The organism is Zavarzinia sp., from assembly GCF_049306435.1.
Lineage (GTDB): Bacteria > Pseudomonadota > Alphaproteobacteria > Zavarziniales > Zavarziniaceae > Zavarzinia.
Map to the genome: position 1 here is coordinate 1 of NZ_JBAQRT010000082.1, position 17,615 is coordinate 17,615.

At 64.6% G+C, this 17,615-nt stretch carries 30 protein-coding genes and 1 pseudogene; all 31 read left to right on the forward strand.

Going from position 1 to position 17,615, the window contains the following annotated elements:
• Positions 1-126: pseudogene (tuf, locus tag WAZ62_RS04080) on the forward strand (elongation factor Tu); the annotation flags it as partial.
• A 28-nt stretch (positions 127-154) separates the two neighbouring features.
• Positions 155-463, forward strand: a complete 309-nt coding sequence (rpsJ, locus tag WAZ62_RS04085; RefSeq protein ID WP_422642251.1) for a 30S ribosomal protein S10 — start codon at positions 155-157, stop codon at positions 461-463.
• 10 nt (positions 464-473) lie between these two features.
• Positions 474-1,172: a 50S ribosomal protein L3 gene (gene rplC / locus WAZ62_RS04090; protein WP_422642252.1), complete on the forward strand. Its 699-nt coding sequence runs from the start codon at positions 474-476 to the stop codon at positions 1,170-1,172.
• A gap of 3 nt (positions 1,173-1,175) precedes the next feature.
• Positions 1,176-1,793: a 50S ribosomal protein L4 gene (gene rplD, locus WAZ62_RS04095; RefSeq protein WP_422642253.1), complete on the forward strand. Its 618-nt coding sequence runs from the start codon at positions 1,176-1,178 to the stop codon at positions 1,791-1,793.
• Positions 1,790-2,083: a 50S ribosomal protein L23 gene (locus WAZ62_RS04100; RefSeq protein ID WP_422642254.1), complete on the forward strand. Its 294-nt coding sequence runs from the start codon at positions 1,790-1,792 to the stop codon at positions 2,081-2,083. Before rplD ends, WAZ62_RS04100 begins: the two co-directional genes overlap by 4 nt.
• Positions 2,084-2,087: 4 nt before the next feature.
• Complete coding sequence (gene rplB / locus WAZ62_RS04105; protein ID WP_422642255.1) at positions 2,088-2,921, forward strand: 50S ribosomal protein L2; 834 nt, start codon at positions 2,088-2,090, stop codon at positions 2,919-2,921.
• 11 nt (positions 2,922-2,932) lie between these two features.
• Positions 2,933-3,211, forward strand: a complete 279-nt coding sequence (rpsS, locus tag WAZ62_RS04110; protein WP_422642256.1) for a 30S ribosomal protein S19 — start codon at positions 2,933-2,935, stop codon at positions 3,209-3,211.
• A 4-nt stretch (positions 3,212-3,215) separates the two neighbouring features.
• Positions 3,216-3,602: a 50S ribosomal protein L22 gene (rplV, locus tag WAZ62_RS04115; RefSeq protein WP_109907579.1), complete on the forward strand. Its 387-nt coding sequence runs from the start codon at positions 3,216-3,218 to the stop codon at positions 3,600-3,602.
• 4 nt (positions 3,603-3,606) lie between these two features.
• Complete coding sequence (gene rpsC / locus WAZ62_RS04120) at positions 3,607-4,383, forward strand: 30S ribosomal protein S3 (RefSeq protein WP_422642257.1); 777 nt, start codon at positions 3,607-3,609, stop codon at positions 4,381-4,383.
• Positions 4,384-4,389: 6 nt separating this feature from the next.
• A complete protein-coding gene (gene rplP, locus WAZ62_RS04125) occupies positions 4,390-4,809 on the forward strand; it encodes a 50S ribosomal protein L16 (RefSeq protein WP_109907577.1) in 420 nt (139 codons plus the stop codon).
• An 11-nt stretch (positions 4,810-4,820) separates the two neighbouring features.
• Positions 4,821-5,018 carry a 50S ribosomal protein L29 gene (gene rpmC / locus WAZ62_RS04130; protein WP_422642276.1) on the forward strand — a complete coding sequence of 66 codons (198 nt, stop codon included), beginning with the start codon at positions 4,821-4,823 and terminating at the stop codon, positions 5,016-5,018.
• Between the two features lie 32 nt (positions 5,019-5,050).
• Positions 5,051-5,320: a 30S ribosomal protein S17 gene (rpsQ, locus tag WAZ62_RS04135; RefSeq protein ID WP_422642258.1), complete on the forward strand. Its 270-nt coding sequence runs from the start codon at positions 5,051-5,053 to the stop codon at positions 5,318-5,320.
• A 26-nt stretch (positions 5,321-5,346) separates the two neighbouring features.
• The gene (gene rplN, locus WAZ62_RS04140; protein WP_109907574.1) at positions 5,347-5,715 is read left to right on the forward strand and encodes a 50S ribosomal protein L14; all 369 of its coding nucleotides are present in this window, start codon (positions 5,347-5,349) and stop codon (positions 5,713-5,715) included.
• Positions 5,715-6,053: a 50S ribosomal protein L24 gene (gene rplX, locus WAZ62_RS04145; protein WP_422642259.1), complete on the forward strand. Its 339-nt coding sequence runs from the start codon at positions 5,715-5,717 to the stop codon at positions 6,051-6,053. Before rplN ends, rplX begins: the two co-directional genes overlap by 1 nt.
• Positions 6,046-6,603, forward strand: coding sequence for a 50S ribosomal protein L5 (gene rplE, locus WAZ62_RS04150; RefSeq protein ID WP_422642260.1), 558 nt, complete (start codon positions 6,046-6,048; stop codon positions 6,601-6,603). Before rplX ends, rplE begins: the two co-directional genes overlap by 8 nt.
• 10 nt (positions 6,604-6,613) lie before the next feature.
• Positions 6,614-6,919, forward strand: coding sequence for a 30S ribosomal protein S14 (rpsN, locus tag WAZ62_RS04155; protein ID WP_422642261.1), 306 nt, complete (start codon positions 6,614-6,616; stop codon positions 6,917-6,919).
• Positions 6,920-6,930: 11 nt separating this feature from the next.
• Complete coding sequence (gene rpsH / locus WAZ62_RS04160; protein WP_422642262.1) at positions 6,931-7,329, forward strand: 30S ribosomal protein S8; 399 nt, start codon at positions 6,931-6,933, stop codon at positions 7,327-7,329.
• Between the two features lie 22 nt (positions 7,330-7,351).
• Positions 7,352-7,885 (forward strand): 50S ribosomal protein L6, encoded by a 534-nt coding sequence (gene rplF / locus WAZ62_RS04165; RefSeq protein WP_422642263.1) that lies wholly within the window; start codon positions 7,352-7,354, stop codon positions 7,883-7,885.
• 5 nt (positions 7,886-7,890) lie between these two features.
• Entirely contained in the window at positions 7,891-8,250 is a 360-nt protein-coding gene (rplR, locus tag WAZ62_RS04170) for a 50S ribosomal protein L18 (protein ID WP_422642264.1), read from the forward strand.
• Between the two features lie 22 nt (positions 8,251-8,272).
• Positions 8,273-8,830 carry a 30S ribosomal protein S5 gene (gene rpsE, locus WAZ62_RS04175; protein WP_422642265.1) on the forward strand — a complete coding sequence of 186 codons (558 nt, stop codon included), beginning with the start codon at positions 8,273-8,275 and terminating at the stop codon, positions 8,828-8,830.
• 6 nt (positions 8,831-8,836) lie between these two features.
• Positions 8,837-9,022: a 50S ribosomal protein L30 gene (gene rpmD / locus WAZ62_RS04180; protein ID WP_422642266.1), complete on the forward strand. Its 186-nt coding sequence runs from the start codon at positions 8,837-8,839 to the stop codon at positions 9,020-9,022.
• A 37-nt stretch (positions 9,023-9,059) separates the two neighbouring features.
• Complete coding sequence (gene rplO, locus WAZ62_RS04185) at positions 9,060-9,611, forward strand: 50S ribosomal protein L15 (protein WP_422642267.1); 552 nt, start codon at positions 9,060-9,062, stop codon at positions 9,609-9,611.
• Positions 9,612-9,740: 129 nt separating this feature from the next.
• Positions 9,741-11,084 carry a preprotein translocase subunit SecY gene (gene secY, locus WAZ62_RS04190; protein WP_422642268.1) on the forward strand — a complete coding sequence of 448 codons (1,344 nt, stop codon included), beginning with the start codon at positions 9,741-9,743 and terminating at the stop codon, positions 11,082-11,084.
• Positions 11,081-11,737, forward strand: coding sequence for an adenylate kinase (locus WAZ62_RS04195; protein ID WP_422642269.1), 657 nt, complete (start codon positions 11,081-11,083; stop codon positions 11,735-11,737). Before secY ends, WAZ62_RS04195 begins: the two co-directional genes overlap by 4 nt.
• Positions 11,738-11,892: 155 nt before the next feature.
• Positions 11,893-12,261, forward strand: coding sequence for a 30S ribosomal protein S13 (gene rpsM / locus WAZ62_RS04200; RefSeq protein WP_422642270.1), 369 nt, complete (start codon positions 11,893-11,895; stop codon positions 12,259-12,261).
• Between the two features lie 103 nt (positions 12,262-12,364).
• A complete protein-coding gene (rpsK, locus tag WAZ62_RS04205) occupies positions 12,365-12,754 on the forward strand; it encodes a 30S ribosomal protein S11 (RefSeq protein ID WP_109907561.1) in 390 nt (129 codons plus the stop codon).
• A 143-nt stretch (positions 12,755-12,897) separates the two neighbouring features.
• Positions 12,898-13,914: a DNA-directed RNA polymerase subunit alpha gene (locus WAZ62_RS04210; protein ID WP_422642271.1), complete on the forward strand. Its 1,017-nt coding sequence runs from the start codon at positions 12,898-12,900 to the stop codon at positions 13,912-13,914.
• 45 nt (positions 13,915-13,959) lie between these two features.
• Positions 13,960-14,376, forward strand: a complete 417-nt coding sequence (gene rplQ, locus WAZ62_RS04215; protein WP_422642272.1) for a 50S ribosomal protein L17 — start codon at positions 13,960-13,962, stop codon at positions 14,374-14,376.
• An 84-nt stretch (positions 14,377-14,460) separates the two neighbouring features.
• Positions 14,461-15,873: a DegQ family serine endoprotease gene (locus WAZ62_RS04220; protein ID WP_422642273.1), complete on the forward strand. Its 1,413-nt coding sequence runs from the start codon at positions 14,461-14,463 to the stop codon at positions 15,871-15,873.
• A complete protein-coding gene (locus WAZ62_RS04225; protein WP_422642274.1) occupies positions 15,870-17,222 on the forward strand; it encodes a replication-associated recombination protein A in 1,353 nt (450 codons plus the stop codon). Before WAZ62_RS04220 ends, WAZ62_RS04225 begins: the two co-directional genes overlap by 4 nt.
• Positions 17,219-17,615: AraC family ligand binding domain-containing protein (locus WAZ62_RS04230; RefSeq protein WP_422642275.1), on the forward strand; the 397-nt coding region annotated here is incomplete at its 3' end. The genes WAZ62_RS04225 and WAZ62_RS04230, both read left to right, overlap by 4 nt.

The following is a 17,615-nucleotide window of genomic DNA, read 5'->3' on the forward strand; positions in this document are numbered from 1 at the left end:
GGTGACAATGTCGCGATGTCGGTCGAGCTGATCGCTCCGATCGCCATGGACGACGGTCTTCGTTTCGCGATCCGCGAAGGCGGCCGCACCGTCGGTGCCGGCGTCGTCGCATCGATCGAGAAGTAAGACGCCGCGTGCATCGAGGATTCTGAAGATGGACAGCCAGAATATCCGCATCCGCCTCAAGGCGTTCGATCATCGCGTGCTCGATCAGTCGACCAGCGAGATCGTCAATACGGCGAAGCGGACCGGTGCGCGGGTTCGGGGACCGATCCCGCTGCCGACCAAGATTGAAAAATACACGGTGCTGCGTTCGCCGCACATCGACAAGAAGAGCCGCGAGCAGTTCGAGATTCGGACTCACAAGCGTCTCCTCGACATCGTCGACCCGACCCCGCAGACCGTGGACGCGCTGATGAAGCTCGACCTCGCCGCTGGCGTCGACGTCGAGATCAAGCTCTGAGGGTGATGCCATGCGTTCCGGTGTGATCGCCAAGAAAATCGGGATGACTCGGCTGTTCGCGGCCGACGGCGCCCATGTGCCGGTGACGGTTCTGCAGATCGACAAGCTGCAGGTCGTCGCCACCCGCTCGATCGAGTCCGACGGCTACACGGCCGTTCAGCTCGGCTCGGGCACGGCCAAGGTCAAGAATGTCTCGAAGCCCATGCGTGGCCACTATGCCAAGGCGGGTGTCGAGCCGAAGATGAAGCTGGTCGAATTCCGCGTGTCGGAAGACGCCATGCTGAACGTCGGCGACGAGCTTTCGGTCGAGCATTTCAATGTCGGCCAGAAGATCGACGTGATCGGCGAGTCCAAGGGCAAGGGTTTCCAGGGCGTCATGAAGCGCTGGAACTTCGGCGGCCTGCGCGCCACGCACGGCGTTTCGGTCTCCCATCGCTCGCACGGCTCGACCGGTCAGCGTCAGGATCCGGGCAAGGTGTTCAAGGGCAAGAAGATGGCCGGCCACATGGGTTCGGAGCGGGTGACCGTGCTGAACCTCGAGGTCGCCAAGCTCGATGAACCCCGCGGCCTCATTCTGGTCAAGGGTGCCATTCCCGGTGCCAAGGGCTCCTATGTGCTCGTCCGCGACGCCGTGAAGGTGAAGCAGGACGGCCTGCCCCTGCCGGGCAAGGTCAAGACGCCGGCTGCCGCCGCGTCTCAGGAGGGCTGATAGATGAAGGCCGACATTACCACGCTCGATGCCACCGTCGCCGGGTCGATCGACCTCGCGGACGAGGTTTTCGGTCTGGAGCCGCGGGCTGACATCCTGCACCGCATGGTGCTGTGGCAGCTCGCCAAGCGCCAGTCCGGCAACCACAGCATCAAGACGGTCAGCGAGATCACCGCGACCACGAAGAAGATGTACCGCCAGAAGGGCACGGGCCATGCCCGTCACGGCTCGAAGAAGGTCGGCAACTTCCGTGGCGGCGCGAAGACCATGGGTCCGGTCGTCCGGTCCCACGCCTTCGACCTGCCGAAGAAGGTGCGCAAGCTCGCGCTGCGCAACGCTCTTTCGGCCAAGGCCAAGGCCGGCCAGCTCGTCGTGCTCGAGAATGCCGCTTTCGAGATCGGCAAGACCGCCGCGCTGAAGGCGAAGTTCGAGACCCTGGGCTGGAATTCGGTCCTGGTCGTCGATACCGAGCTGAACGAGGGCTTCGCCCGCGCTGCCCGCAACATTCCGCATGTCGACGTCCTGCCGACGGTCGGCGCCAATGTTTACGACATCCTGCGTCGTGAAAAGCTGGTGCTGACCCGGGCCGCCGTCGAAAGCCTGGAGGCCCGCCTGAAATGAGCGAGCTGAAGCACTACGACCTCATTCTGTCGCCGGTGATCACTGAAAAGTCGACCTCCGTCTCGGAATTCAACCAGGTTGTCTTCAAGGTTCCGCTGACCGCGACCAAGCCGGAAATCCGCGCCGCCGTCGAGAAGCTGTTCCAGGTGAAGGTGACCGCCGTCAACACGATCCGCACCGAGGGCAAGACCAAGCGTTTTCGCGGTCGCCTCGGCAAGCGGTCGGATGTCAAGAAAGCCGTCGTGACCCTGGCCGAAGGCCAGTCGATCGACGTGACGACCGGGATCTAAGACCATGGCGTTGAAGACTTTCCGTCCGATCACCCCGTCGCTTCGCGGCACGGTGCTGATCGACCGCTCGGACCTCTACAAGGGCAAGCCGGTCAAGACCCTGACCGAAGGCCTGAACAAGAACGCCGGGCGTAACAACCATGGCCGCATCACCATGCGGCGCCTGGGCGGCGGCCACAAGAAGGCCTACCGCCTGGTCGACTTCAAGCGTCGCAAGTTCGACGTGCCGGCGACCGTGGAGCGGATCGAATATGATCCGAACCGCACCGCCTTCATCGCCCTCATCCGCTACGAGGACGGCGAACTCTCCTACATCCTGGCGCCGCAGCGCCTCGCTGTGGGCGATTCCGTCATCGCCGGCGAAAAGGTCGACGTGAAGCCGGGCAACGCCGCGCCGCTGAAGAACCTGCCGATCGGCACCATCGTGCACAACATCGAGCTGAAGATCGGCAAGGGTGGCGCGATCGCCCGCTCGGCCGGCACCTTCGCCCAGATCGTCGGCCGCGATGGCGCCTATGTCATCGTCCGTCTGTCGTCGGGTGAACAGCGTCTGGTCCGTGGCGAGTGCATCGGCTCGGTCGGCGCGGTGTCGAACCCCGACAATCAGAACACCAAGGTCGGCAAAGCCGGTCGTAACCGCTGGCTGGGCATCCGCCCGTCGGTCCGCGGCGTGGCTATGAACCCGATCGATCACCCGCATGGTGGTGGCGAAGGCCGGACTTCCGGTGGTCGTCATCCCGTGACGCCGTGGGGCAAGGGCACCAAGGGCAACAGGACCCGCAACAACAAGCGGTCCGATGCCTTTATCCTGCGCTCGCGTCACGCCAAGAAGAAGTAACGGAGACCGCCGTGACTCGTTCAGTTTGGAAAGGTCCGTTCGTCGATGGTTATCTGCTGAAGAAGGCAGAAACCACTCGCGCCTCGGGCCGCAAGGAAGTCATCAAGACCTGGTCGCGCCGTTCGACCATTCTGCCCCAGTTCCTGGGGCTGACGTTCGGCGTGCACAATGGCCACAAGTTCATCCCCGTCATGGTGAACGAGGACATGGTTGGTCACAAGCTCGGCGAATTCGCGCCGACGCGGACCTTCTATGGCCACGCCGCCGACAAGAAGGCGAAGAGGAAGTAAGGCGATGTCGAAGCCTAAGAATCCCCGCCGCGTGGCCGAGAACGAGGCTCTGGCGATTGGCAACAATCTCCGGTCCTCGACCCGCAAGCTGAACCTTGTCGCGGAACAGATCCGTGGCAAGGCGGTCTCGACGGCGCTGGCCGAACTGGCATTCTCGAAGAAGCACATCGCCCGCGATGTGAAGAAAGTCCTCGAGAGCGCCATTGCCAACGCCGAGAACAATCATCAGCTCGACGTCGACAGCCTCGTGGTCGCTCAGGCCACGGTGGGTCGCTCGCTGGCGATGCGCCGGTTCCATGCCCGTGCCCGCGGTCGTGCCGCCGGCATCGTCAAGGAATTCTCGAATATCACGGTCGTCGTGCGTGAGCGCGCCGAGGCGGTTGAGGAGTAAGACGATGGGTCAGAAAGTCAATCCGATCGGCCTGCGCCTCGGCATCAATCGCACCTGGGATTCTCGCTGGTTCGCCAACAAGAAGGATTTCGCCGGTCTTCTGCATGAAGATCTGCGCATCCGGGCGTTCCTCGAGAAGAAGCTGGCCTCGGCCGGCATCGCCCGCGTCGTGATCGAGCGCCCGGCCAAGAAGTGCCGCGTGACCATCCACACCGCGCGTCCCGGCGTCGTCATCGGCAAGAAGGGCGCGGACATCGAAAAGCTGCGCTCCGAACTCGCCAAGATGACGAAGTCGGAAGTCAGCCTGAACATCGTCGAGATCCGCAAGCCGGAAATCGACGCGAAGCTGATCGCCGAGAACATCTCGCAGCAGCTGGAACGCCGTGTCGCCTTCCGCCGCGCCATGAAGCGCAGCGTGCAGTCGGCCATGCGTCTCGGCGCCGGCGGCATCCGCATCAATTGCGGCGGTCGTCTCGGCGGCGCGGAAATCGCCCGTATCGAATGGTACCGTGAAGGCCGCGTGCCCTTGCACACGCTTCGCGCGGACATCGACTTCGGTCGCAGCACCGCCCATACCGCCATGGGCACCTGCGGCGTGAAGGTCTGGGTGTTCAAGGGCGAGATTCTGGCCCACGACCCGATGGCCCAGGACAAGCGCCTGGCCGAACAAGCAAATCAGGCCCGCCCCGAGCGTGAGCCGCGCGAACATCGTGAACGGCGTGACCGCCGTAACGATCGTGGTCGTGGCCCCGCCGCGCCGGCCGAGAGCGAAGCGGAGTAATTCGCCATGCTGCAACCGAAGCGTACAAAGTTCCGCAAGGCCTTCAAGGGCCGGATCCATGGCAATGCCAAGGGCGGCACTTCGCTGACCTTCGGCGCCTTCGGCCTGAAGGCGCTGGAGCCGGAGCGCGTGACGGCGCGTCAGATCGAGGCGGCCCGCCGCGCGATCACGCGTCACATCAAGCGTCAGGGTCGTGTCTGGATCCGTATTTTCCCGGACGTGCCGGTTTCGAAGAAGCCGACCGAAGTCCGCATGGGTAAAGGCAAGGGCGCGCCCGAATTGTGGGTGGTCCGGGTGAAGCCCGGCCGCATCATGTTCGAAATGGACGGCGTCCCGGCGGAGCTGGCGAAGGAAGCGTTCGCCCGCGGCGCGGCCAAATTGCCGATCGCGACGAAATTCGTCGCCCGGCTTGGTGAGGGAGCTTGATCATGGCGAGCGTGAAGGCTAAAGATCTGCGCCTCAAGACGGCCGACGAACTGAAGGACCTCCTTTCGGTCCTGAAGAAGGAGCAGTTCAACCTGCGCTTCCAGAAGGCGACGGGCCAGCTTGAGAACTCTGCGCGTCAGGGTTCTGTGAAGACGGAGATCGCGCAGATCCTGACCGTGTTGAAGGAAAAGGCGGCCGCCTCGGCCTAATGGCCGAGGGACGCGTCTTTGGGAGAAACTAGATGCCGAAGCGAGTGTTGCAGGGCGTCGTGGTGAGCGACAAGACCGACAAGACTGTTGTCGTCAAGGTCGAACGCCGCGTGCTGCACCCGGTGCTGAAGAAAGTGGTACGCCGGTCCAAGAAGTACCACGCTCATGACGAAACCAACCAGTTCAAGGTCGGTGACGTCGTGAACATTCAGGAGAGCCGTCCCTATTCCAAGCTGAAGACCTGGGAGGTCATCGGTGCGGTGGGTGCTGACGGGAAGCCCATGACTCAGGCCCAGGCCTGACCCGGGACTTTTAGGAGTAGCGAGACATGATCCAGATGCAGACGAACCTGGACGTGGCCGACAATTCGGGCGCGCGTCGGGTGATGTGCATCAAGGTGCTGGGCGGCGCGGGACGTCGTTATGCCAGCGTCGGTGACATCATTGTCGTTTCCGTGAAGGAAGCGATTCCACGTGGTCGTGTGAAGAAGGGTGACGTGCATCGCGCCGTCGTCGTTCGCACGGCCAAGGAAGTGCGTCGCGCCGACGGCACGGCCATCCGTTTCGACCACAATGCGGCGGTTCTGATCAACAAGCAGAACGAGCCGATCGGCACCCGTATCTTCGGGCCGGTCGTGCGTGAGCTGCGTGCCCGCAACCACATGAAGATCATCAGCCTCGCGCCGGAGGTGCTGTGATGGCCGCACACGCCAATCATCAGAAAATCCGCATCCGCAAGGGCGACAAGGTCGTCGTGCTGAGCGGCAAGGACAAGGGCAAGCACGGTGAAGTGCTCCGCGTCCTGCCGACGGAAGCGCGCGCCGTCGTCGGCGGCGTCAATCTCGTGAAGCGCCACACCAAGGCGACCCAGACCAGCCAGGGCGGGATCATCGAGAAGGAAGCGGCGATCCATGTGTCCAACCTCGGCATCGAGGACCCGCGCGACGGCAAGGCCACGCGCATCGGGTTCAAGGTGCTCGAAGATGGCCGCAAGGTCCGCGTGGCCAAGCGTTCGGGAGATGTGATCGATGTCTGATACCCGCATCGAGCCGCGCCTGAAGCGGCAGTACAAGGAAGCCATCCGTGCCAAGCTGCTCGAGCAGTTCGGCTACAAGAACGTGATGCAGGTTCCGCGTCTGGAAAAGATCGTCATCAACATGGGCGTCGGCGAAGCCGCGACCGATGGCAAGAAGATCCAGGGCGCTGTCGAGAACATGACCGCGATCACCGGCCAGAAGCCGGTCATCACCAAGTCGACCAAGGCCATCGCCGGCTTCAAGCTGCGCGAGGGGGCCCCGGTCGGCGTGAAGGTCACGCTCCGCTCCGACCGCATGTATGAATTCCTGGATCGCCTGGTGACGATCGCGCTGCCGCGCGTTCGCGACTTCCGTGGTCTGAACGGGAAGAGCTTCGATGGTCGTGGCAACTACGCCATGGGCCTGAAGGAACAGCTCATTTTCCCGGAAATCAACTACGACAAGGTCGACACCGTTCGCGGTATGGACATCGTCATCTGCACGACGGCAACGAAGGACGATGAAGCCAAAGCGCTTCTCGCCGCCTTCGAACTGCCGTTCGTTAATTGAGGATAGGCACATGGCTAAGACGAGTGCCATCGAGAAGAACAAGCGCCGCGCCAAGCTGGCTGCCCAGCACGCCGCCAAGCGCGCCCGGCTGAAGGCCGTTGTCATGGATCAGCAGATCTCCGACGAAGAGCGTTTCGCCGCCACCCTCAAGCTTGCCGAAATGCCGCGCAACGGTGCGAAGAACCGCGTCCGTCTGCGTTGCGAAGTCTCGGGCCGGTCCCGCGGCAACTACCGCAAGCTGAAACTTTCCCGGATCGCGCTGCGTGACCTGGCCTCTTCCGGCCAGATCCCCGGCATGGTCAAGTCGAGCTGGTAAGGAGAACCGCGATGGCACTGAGCGATCCGCTCGGCGATATGCTGACGCGCATCCGTAACGGCCAGTCCGCCGCCAAGGCGACTGTGCGTTCCCCCGCGTCCAAGCTGCGTGCACGTGTTCTCGATGTCCTGGTTACCGAGGGTTATATCCGCGGTTATCACGATGCCGTTTCCGCGTCTGGCGCGCCTGAAATCGAAATCGAACTCAAGTATCATGAAGGGTTGCCGGTCATCCAGTCGATCGACCGCGTGTCCCGTCCCGGTCGCCGCGTTTACTCGTCGATCAAGGATCTGCCGACGTTCCGCAATGGACTTGGCATCCAGATCCTGTCGACGCCGCGTGGCGTGATGTCAGACGCCGCCGCACGCGCCGCCAATGTTGGCGGTGAAGTGCTGTGCCGCGTGTTCTGATCCGACAGTAGGAGGACTGAACATGTCGCGTATTGGCAAGAAGCCGGTCCCGGTTCCCGCCGGTGTGACGGTTACCGTCGATGGCCAGACCGTGGCCGTGAAGGGCGCGAAGGGGCAATTGTCCCTCGTGGTCGTCGACGACATCGAAGTGAAGCTCGAGGATGGCGCGGTCGCGCTGACCCCGCGCTCCGCGGAAAAGCGTGCTCGCGAGCGTTGGGGCATGTCGCGCACCCTGGTCAACAATATGATCAAGGGCGTGACCCAGGGCTTCCGCACCGATCTGGAAATCACCGGCGTGGGTTACCGCGCCGCTGTCCAGGGGCGGAACCTTCAGCTCAACCTCGGCTATTCGCACGATGTGGTGATGCCGATCCCGGAAGGCATCGACGTCAAGTGCGAGAAGCCGACCCTGATCGCGGTTACCGGCATCGATGCCCAGAAGGTCGGTCAGTTCGCGGCTGAAATCCGCGACTGGCGCCGGCCGGAGCCCTACAAGGGCAAGGGTATCAAGTATTCGACCGAGACGATCTTCCGCAAGGAAGGCAAGAAGAAGTAACAGCCATGGCGATCAAGGACACCTTCGAACGGCGCCAGCAGCGGACCCGTACCCGCCTGCGCAAACTCGCGAATGGTCGGCCGCGCCTCAGCGTCTTCCGTTCGTCGCAGCACATCTATGCCCAGGTCATCGACGACGCCAGCGGCCGCACGGTCGCTTCCGCGTCGACGATCGACAAGGAACTGAAGGGCTCGCTCAAGACCGGCGCGGACGTGGACGCGGCCAAGGCCGTCGGCCTGCTGGTCGCGAAGCGCGCCAAGGAAGCCGGGATCGCCACCGTGGTCTTCGACCGCGGCGGCTATCTCTATCATGGTCGCGTCAAGGCGCTGGCCGAGGGTGCCCGCGAGGGCGGCCTCGAGTTCTGAGCCTGCTGGAAAGGACGATTAAATGGCACGTCAACATGACGGCGAGCGCCAGCAGGACGAACTGGTCGACAAGCTGGTGCACATCAACCGCGTCGCCAAGGTGGTGAAGGGCGGCCGGCGTTTCGGTTTCGCGGCCCTCGTGGTCGTCGGCGACCGCAAGGGTCGTGTCGGCTTCGGTCATGGCAAGGCGCGTGAAGTGCCGGAAGCCATCCGCAAGGCGACGGAAGCGGCCAAGCGCAAGCTGATCCGCGTCCACCTGCGTGAAGGCCGCACCCTGCATCACGACATCGAGGGCCGTCATGGCGCCGGTCGCGTGGTGCTTCGCGCGGCGCCTCCGGGCACCGGCATCATCGCCGGCGGCCCGATGCGCGCGGTCTTCGAGACCCTGGGCGTTCATGACGTCGTCACCAAGTCGCTGGGGTCGTCGAACCCGCACAACATGGTGCGCGCCACGTTCAACGCCCTGCAGAACAGCCTGTCGCCCCGTTCGGTGGCGGCGAAGCGCGGCAAGCGCGTTGGCGATCTCGTCGGTCAGGGCCGCAAGGCCGAAGCCGACGTGGCCGACGTCCAGGCGGAGTAATCCCGTATGAGCGCGAAAGTTAAGCTGACCCAGGTGCGCAGCCCGGCTCGGCGCCCCAAGGACCAGGAAGCGACGCTTGTCGGTCTTGGCCTGAACAAGCTGCACCGTGTCAGCGTGATCGAGGACACTCCCTCGACCCGCGGCATGATCGAGAAGGTCAAACACCTCGTGAAGGTCGAGTCGGCTGAATAAGCCGGTTCGAAACCACGCGTAGCGTGAGGATGTCGAAATGAAACTGACTGAAATCGCCGACAATGCCGGTTCCCGCCCGTCGCGCATGCGCGTCGGTCGCGGTATCGGCTCGGGTAAGGGCAAGACGTCGGGTCGCGGCGTGAAGGGCCAGAAGGCGCGCTCCGGCGTTGCCGTGAAGGGCTTCGAAGGCGGCCAGATGCCGATCCATCGCAGGTTGCCGAAGGGCGGGTTCAAGAACCTGTTCCGCACGGCCTACCTGCCGGTCAATCTCGGCAAGATCCAGGCGGCGGTTGAAGCCGGCCGGATCGCCGCCGGCGCCAGCGTCAACGCGGCCATCCTGGCCGAGACCGGTGTGCTGGGCCTGCGTCGGGGCTTCCCCGTGCGCCTGCTGGGCGATGGCGAGATCAAGGTGGCGCTGACCATCGAAGTCGACGCCGCGTCCGACACGGCCATCGCCGCGGTGGAAGCCGCCGGTGGCAAGGTCGTGATCATTCCGAAGCGCGTCGTCGCGCGGAAGGAAGGCAAGAAGGCCGAGCGTCGCAAGACGCAGATCGCGAAGCGCGAAGCCCGCGAAGCGGCCCGCGCCTGACGAGTCTTGTCCGCGCGCCGAAGGGCCTGCGCCAGGGTTGGCGCGGTCCCTCGGCGCGCGGATTTTCGTCCCATTGTGCTTGGGGCGGGGTAGAACAGCCGAGCCCCCGATCCCCTTAGGAGAACTGCGATGGCATCCGCCGCCGAACAGCTCGCAGCGAACCTGTCCTGGAGCTCCTTTTCCAAGGCAACGGAACTCAAGCGCCGGATCTGGTTCACGCTGGGCGCCCTGATCGTCTATCGCCTCGGCACGTACATCCCCATTCCGGGTGTCGATCCCGCGGCCCTCGCGGCCGTGTTCCAGCAGAACCAGGGTGGCATCCTGGGCATGTTCGATGTTTTCGCGGGTGGCGCGCTCGGGCGCATGACCATCTTCGCGCTGAACATCATGCCCTATATCACCGCGTCGATCATCGTCCAGCTGCTGACGACGATTTCCCCGACCATGGAAGCCTTGAAAAAGGAAGGCGAATCGGGGCGCAAGCGGCTGAACCAGTACACGCGCTACGGCACGGTGGGCCTCGCCCTGGTGCAGGCCTACGGCATCGCCGTCGGTCTCGAGAGCATGTCGGCCGGGAACCAGGGCGCGGTCATCGATCCGGGCATGGCCTTCCGCATCCAGGCGGTGATCACCCTCACCGGGGGCACCGTGTTCCTGATGTGGCTGGGTGAGCAGATCACCTCGCGCGGCGTCGGCAACGGTATTTCGCTGATCATTTTCGCCGGTATCGTCGCCGCCCTGCCCAGCGCGCTGATCAAGACCCTGGAACTCGGCCGCACCGGCGCCATTTCGGCCTTCGTGATCATCGCGATCCTGTTGCTGGTCGTCGTCGTCGTCGCCTTCATCGTCTTCTTCGAGCGGGCGCAGCGCCGGGTGCTGGTGCAATATCCCAAGCGCCAGATCGGCAACAAGGTGTTCGGCGGCGAGTCGTCGCACATGCCCCTGAAGCTGAACACGGCCGGCGTCATTCCGCCGATCTTCGCCTCCTCGCTGCTGCTGCTGCCGGTGACGGTCGCCAATTTCGCCGGGACGGGCGGCCCCGAATGGCTGCAGACCATCACCCGACTTTTGGCGCATGGCCAACCGCTCTATATGGCGCTTTATATAGCGGGGATTGTCTTCTTCTGCTTCTTCTATACCGCGATCGTCTTCAACCCGACGGAAACGGCCGAGAATTTGCGGAAGAATGGCGGTTTCATTCCAGGGATCAAGCCGGGCGCGCGCACGTCCGAATATCTGGACCATATCCTGACGCGGCTGACGGTGGTGGGGGCCGCCTATCTTTCGGCGGTCTGTATCCTGCCGGAGATTCTCATCACCCAATATTCGGTGCCGTTCTATTTCGGCGGCACTTCGCTCCTGATCGTGGTGAGCGTGACCATGGATACGGTCGCCCAGATCCAGAGCCACCTTCTTGCGCACCAGTATGAGGGCCTGATCCGCAAGTCGAAACTGAAGGGCAGGGGTAAATGAATCTCATTCTTCTGGGGCCGCCGGGCGCGGGCAAGGGCACGCAGGCACAGCGTCTCGAACGGGCCCACGGCCTGGTGCAGCTTTCGACCGGTGACATGCTGCGGGCGGCCGTCGCCGCCGGCAGCGAGGTGGGCAAGCGGGCCAAGGCGGTGATGGAGGCCGGCCAGCTGGTTTCCGACGATATCGTCGTCGGTATCATCGCCGACCGCATCGCCCAGGACGACTGCAAGGGTGGTTTCATTCTCGACGGTTTTCCGCGCACGGTCGCCCAGGCCGAGGCTCTGGACACGATGCTGGCCGAGCGGGGCATGAAGCTCGACAAGGTCATCGACATGCAGGTCGATGACGACATCCTGGTGGAGCGGGTTTCGGGCCGCTACACCTGCGCCAAGTGCAACGCCGGCTATCACGACAAGTTTCAGCAGCCGAAGGTCGCGGGTGTCTGCGACATCTGCGGCGGTACGGAATTCAAGCGCCGCGCCGACGACAACGCCGAGACGGTGCGCAGCCGCCTTGGTGCCTTCCATGCCCAGACCGCGCCGCTGTTGCCCTACTACGGCGCCCGCGGCGTGCTGGGCACTGTCGACGGCATGGCGCCGATCGACGAGGTTACCCGTCAAATCGAAGCAGAACTTGGTTTTGCGGCGGCTTGAATGATTGACATGAACCTGCCGACTCATATAATCCGCCCTTCTCGTCGGCAGGGCCAGCTCTGCGGCGCGCATTTTGCTTGCGCAGCCGGTTATCCCCGAGCGGCGAAGGGCATGGCTTTAGTTTCGACGAACAGAACGTCACGAAGAGGTTAGCGGTGGCTCGTATCGCAGGTGTCAACATCCCGACCAACAAGCGGGTCGAGATCGCGTTGACCTACATTCATGGTATCGGTCTTTTCAAGGCCAAGGAAATCGTTGCCAAGGTCGGCATCGCGGACGGCAGGCGCGTCAATCAGCTTTCGGAAGCTGAAGTCTCGCAGATCCGCGAAGTGATCGATCGCGACTACACGGTCGAGGGCGATCTTCGCCGTACCGTCGCCATGAACATCAAGCGGCTGATGGATCTCGGCTGCTATCGCGGTCTGCGCCATCGTCGCGGTCTGCCGGTGCGTGGTCAGCGGACCCATACCAATGCGCGGACCCGCAAGGGCCCGGCCAAGCCGATCGCCGGCAAGAAGAAGTAATTCGGGCGAGGGCGCGCGTCCGCGCCCGACCCCTTTTCGGGACCAGGCCCCCTGACGGGGATCAGTGGACGCGACGCAGCGTTCTTTGGAAGGTAAGTAGAAAATGGCCGTTGAAAAGGCACGGGTGAAGCGCCGCGAGCGCAAGAACATCACCTCGGGCGTGGCGCATGTCAGCGCCAGCTTCAACAACACGATGATCACCATCACCGACGCCCAGGGCAATGCGATTTCCTGGTCCTCGGCCGGCACGATGGGCTTCAAGGGCAGCCGCAAGTCGACTCCCTATGCCGCCCAGGTCGCCGCCGAAGACGCGGGCCGCAAGGCGCAGGAACATGGCGTGCGCATCCTCGAGGTCGAGGTGACCGGTCCGGGTTCGGGCCGCGAGTCGGCGCTGCGGGCTCTTCAGGCCGTCGGTTTCCAGATCACGTCGATCCGCGACGTGACCCCGATCCCGCACAACGGCTGCCGTCCGCCCAAGCGTCGTCGCGTCTGATGTCGTGTGGCCGGCTTTCAGCCGGCCGTGCTTTCCCGGGCCATGGGGCCCCGGGCTCGGACGTGAGTCCCAATATGTCCCGCGCGCAGATGATCCGGTTGAATTGGGCCTGCGCTTTCGGGAAATGAGGATGAGGTCTAGTCGTGATTCAGGATAACTGGAAGAACCTCAAGAAGGCAGACATCGAAGTGACGCCGGGCGATGACGCCCGCCGCTTCGCGACTGTCGTCGCCCAGCCGCTGGAACGCGGCTTCGGGCTGACCCTTGGCAATGCGCTGCGCCGCGTGCTGCTGTCGTCGCTTCAGGGCGCGGCGGTGACCGCCGTGAAGATCGACGGCGTGCTGCATGAGTTCTCGTCGATTCCGGGTGTCCGCGAGGACGTGACCGACATCATCCTGAACATCAAGCAGATCGCCCTGCGGATGCATGTCGAAGGCGCCCGCCGCATGACCCTGAAGGCCCAGGGCCCGGGCGAGGTGACGGCCGGCCAGATCACCGTGCCGTCCGACATCGAGGTGCTGAACCCCGATCTCGTGCTGTGCACGCTCGATGACGGCGCCAAGATCCACATGGAATTCACGGTGCAGAACGGCAAGGGCTATGTCCCGGCCGACCGCAACCGTCCCGAGGATGCGCCGATCGGCCTCATCCCCGTCGATTCGCTCTACAGCCCGGTGCGCAAGGTCGCCTACCGCGTGGAAAACACGCGTGAAGGCCAGAACCTCGAGCTCGACAAGCTGGTGATGCAGGTCGAGACCAATGGCGCGATCGAGCCGGATCGCGCGGTGGCCATCGCCGCCCGCATCCTGCAGGATCAGCTCCAGCGCTTCATCTCCTTCGAGGAGCCGCGCCAGGAAGTGCGCGAGGCCGCCCCGCTGGAGCCGAAGTTCAACCGCAATCTGCTGCGCAAGGTCGACGAACTGGAACTTTCCGTCCGGTCGGCGAATTGCCTGAAGAACGACAACATCGTCTACATCGGCGACCTGATCCAGAAGTCCGAGGCGGAAATGCTCCGTACCCCGAACTTCGGCCGCAAGTCGCTGAACGAGATCAAGGAAGTTCTCGCGCAGATGGGCCTGCATCTCGGCATGGAAGTGCCGGACTGGCCGCCGGAGAATATCGAGGAGCTTGCCAAGCGCCTCGAAGAGAACAATTTCTGAGGCCGGGCTACCGCCCCCTCTTTGGATTAGGAACGGGAGAGTCCCATGCGCCATCGCGTTGCCCGAGTGAAGCTCGGCATGGATGCCTCGCACCGCCGCGCTGTGTTCGCCAACATGGCTGCGTCGTTGCTGAAGCACGAACAGATCACCACCACGCTGCCGCGCGCCCGCGCGCTGCGTCCCTATGTCGAGAAGCTGATCACGCTCGGCAAGAAGGGCGGCCTGCACGCCCGTCGCCAGGCGCTGTCGCAGCTCTATGACGATGTGACCGTCGGCAAGCTGTTCGAGGTCATCGGCCCGCGCTACGCCAATCGCGCCGGTGGCTATACCCGCGTGCTGAAGGCCGGCTTCCGCCGGGGCGACGCCGCTGCCATGGCCGTGATTGAGCTGGTCGATCGCGACGTGACGGCGAAGGGCCTCGACTCGGGCCCGGTGCTGACCGCGGATGACGCCGAGGCGTGATTCCTGTTGCTGCCTCCGGGCAGTTGCGGTGCTAAGACAAAGGGCAGCCCATGGGCTGCCCTTTTTCGTTCAGGGGACAAGATCTTGAACAAGAGACTGCTGAATCCGCTGCCCTATGCCGCCATCGCGTTGCTGGCGCTCGCCCCTCCCGCCCGGGCCGAAGAAACCAGGATGGTGCCGTCCTCGGTCGAGCAGATGCAGCTCAGTTTCTCGCCCGTGGTGAAGAAATCGGTGCCCGCGGTGGTCAATATCTACACCAGCAAGACGGTCGCCGTGCGTAACCCGATGCTGGACGATCCGATGCTCCGTCGCTTCTTCGGCGATCAGGCGCGCGGCATTCCCCGGGAGCGGGTGGAGCGATCGCTCGGCTCCGGCGTCATCGTCGGCAGTGACGGCACGATCGTCACCAACAACCATGTGATTGAGGGCGCGGACCAGATCACCGTCGCGCTTTCCGATGGCCGGGAATTCGAGGCGAAGATGCAGATCGCCGATCCAAGGACCGATCTCGCGATCCTCAAGATCGATCCGGCGGGCGAGACCCTGCCGACCCTCGTCCTCGCCGATTCGGACGCGGTCGAGGTCGGCGATATCGTGCTGGCGATCGGCAATCCCTTCGGCGTCGGCCAGACCGTGACGCAAGGCATCGTCTCCGCCGTGGCGCGGACCCAGGTCGGCGTGTCCGACTATCGCTTCTTCATCCAGACCGACGCGGCGATCAACCCGGGCAATTCCGGCGGCGCCCTCATCGACCTGAAGGGCCAATTGGTCGGCGTCAATTCCTCGATCTATTCCCGTGACGGCGGCTCGCTCGGCATCGGTTTCGCCATTCCGTCGTCGATGGTGCGCAGTGTCATCCAGGCGGCGCGCAGTGGCGGCCGCATCGTCCGGCCCTGGTTGGGCGCGACGGGCCAGCCTGTCACCTCGGATCTGGCGACGGGCCTTGGCCTCGACCGGCCGCGCGGCGTGCTGGTCAATGGCCTGTCCGCTGGTGGCCCGGCGGAGCGGGGCGGCCTGAAGGTCGGCGATGTCATCCTGTCGGTCGACGGCCATCCAGTGACCGACGAGGATGCCCTGACCTTCCGCCTGGCCACCCATGACGTCGGCGGCTCGATCAAGCTCGGCCTGTGGCGGAAGAGCCAGGCGACCGAAGTGACCATCGCCCTCGAGGCGCCGCCCGAGACGCCCGCGCGCGATCAGCGCGTCATCGACGGGCGCAATCCTTTCGCCGGGGCGACGGTGGTGAATCTCTCGCCCGCGGTGGCCGAGGAAATCGGCCGGGCCACGGCGGCGGATGGCGTCGTGATTCTTGAAGTGGCCGGGGGTTCGGCCGCCGATCGGGTCGGCTTCCAGGTGGGCGACCGGATCGCCAAGCTGAACGACGTCGACATCAAGAGCACCAAGGACCTGGTCGACACGATCGCCGCGCGCTCCCGTGCCTGGCGCATCACGATCGAACGGGGCGGCCGGGAAATCTCGACCGTCCTGCCGCGATGAGCGACCTGTTCGAGGCGGCGGGGCTGGGGCCGAAACCCCGGCTCCCGGACGGCACGGCGGCGGTCCCGGCGGATGACGCCGCTCGCCCGCTGGCCGACCGCTTGCGCCCCGCCCGCCTCGAGGATGTGGTCGGCCAGGATCATATCGTCGCCGCCGACAGTCCGCTCGGCCGCATGATCAAGGCGCATCGCCTGTCATCCCTCATTCTCTGGGGGCCGCCGGGCACGGGCAAGACCACCATCGCCCGGCTGCTGGCGGCGGCGGCGGGGTATGATTTCGAACAGATCTCGGCGATTTTCTCCGGTGTCGCCGATCTCAAGAAAGTCTTCGAAGCCGCGCGCCAGCGCCGCCGCATGGGCCGCCGCACCTTGCTCTTCGTCGACGAAATCCACCGCTTCAACCGGGCGCAGCAGGACGGCTTCCTGCCCTTCGTCGAGGATGGCACGGTGGTCCTCGTCGGCGCGACCACGGAAAATCCCTCGTTCGAGCTGAATGCCGCGCTGCTCTCCCGCGCGCAAGTTCTCGTCCTCAACCGGCTGGAGGCGCCGGCGCTCGAGCAATTGCTGGCCCGGGCCGAGGCGCTGACGGGGAAAGCCCTGCCGCTGCAGCCCGAAGCGCGGGCGGCGCTGATCGAGATGGCCGATGGCGATGGCCGCTATCTCCTCAACCTCGCCGAGGAATTGCTGACCATGGAGGCCCCGGCCCCCCTCGACATCGAGGGACTGACCGAGGTCGTACAGCGCCGCGCGCCGCTCTACGACAAGGCGCAGGAAGGCCATTACAATCTGATCTCCGCCCTGCACAAGTCGATGCGGGGTTCGGATGTCGATGCCGCGCTCTACTGGTACGCGCGGATGCTGGCGGGGGGCGAAGGGCCGCTTTACATCACGCGGCGGCTGGTCCGTTTCGCGGTCGAGGATATCGGCATCGCCGACCCCCAGGCCCTCGTCGTCGCCAATGCCGCCAAGGAAGCCTATGACTTCCTCGGCAGTCCGGAAGGCGAACTGGCGATCGCCAACGCGGTGATCTATCTCGCGACGGCGCCCAAATCGAATGCCGCCTACAAGGCTTATGGCGCCGCCAGCCGCGCGGCCCGGGAAACGGGCAGCCTGATGCCGCCCAAGCATATCCTGAACGCGCCGACCAGGCTGATGAAGGACCTCGGTTACGCGGCCGGTTACGCCTATGACCACGACGCGCCGGACGATTTCTCGGGCCAGGATTACTTCCCCGAGGCGATGGGACGCCAGCAGTTCTACAACCCCAAGGGCAAGGGCTTCGAGCACGAGATCCGCCGCCGCATCGACCATTGGGCCGACCTGCGGCGCAAGCGGAAGGAAGGCGCGTGAGCGGGGCGGACGATCATCGCTTCGATCAGCCGCTCGCCGAAGGCGAGAAGGCCCGCTTCTTCCACCTGCCGGCGGTCGAGGCGGTGGAATGCCTGGTGGCCCGTTTCCACACCCACGCCTATGCCCCGCACACTCATGATGACTATGTGATCGGGGCGGTGGTGGCGGGACGCGAATTGTTCAACGTCGGGCGCCAAGCCGGCGCCGCCGCGCCGGGCGACCTGTTCATGATCGAGCCCGGCCTGGTGCACGATGGCGCGCCGGGCCCGCAGGGCTATGTCTACCGCATGACCTACCCGTCGCCCGCCCTGCTGCGGGCCATGGCCAGCGAGGTCGCGGAACGCCCGATGCCGGCGCCCCGTTTCGCCCGGCCGCTGGTCCATGACCCGGACC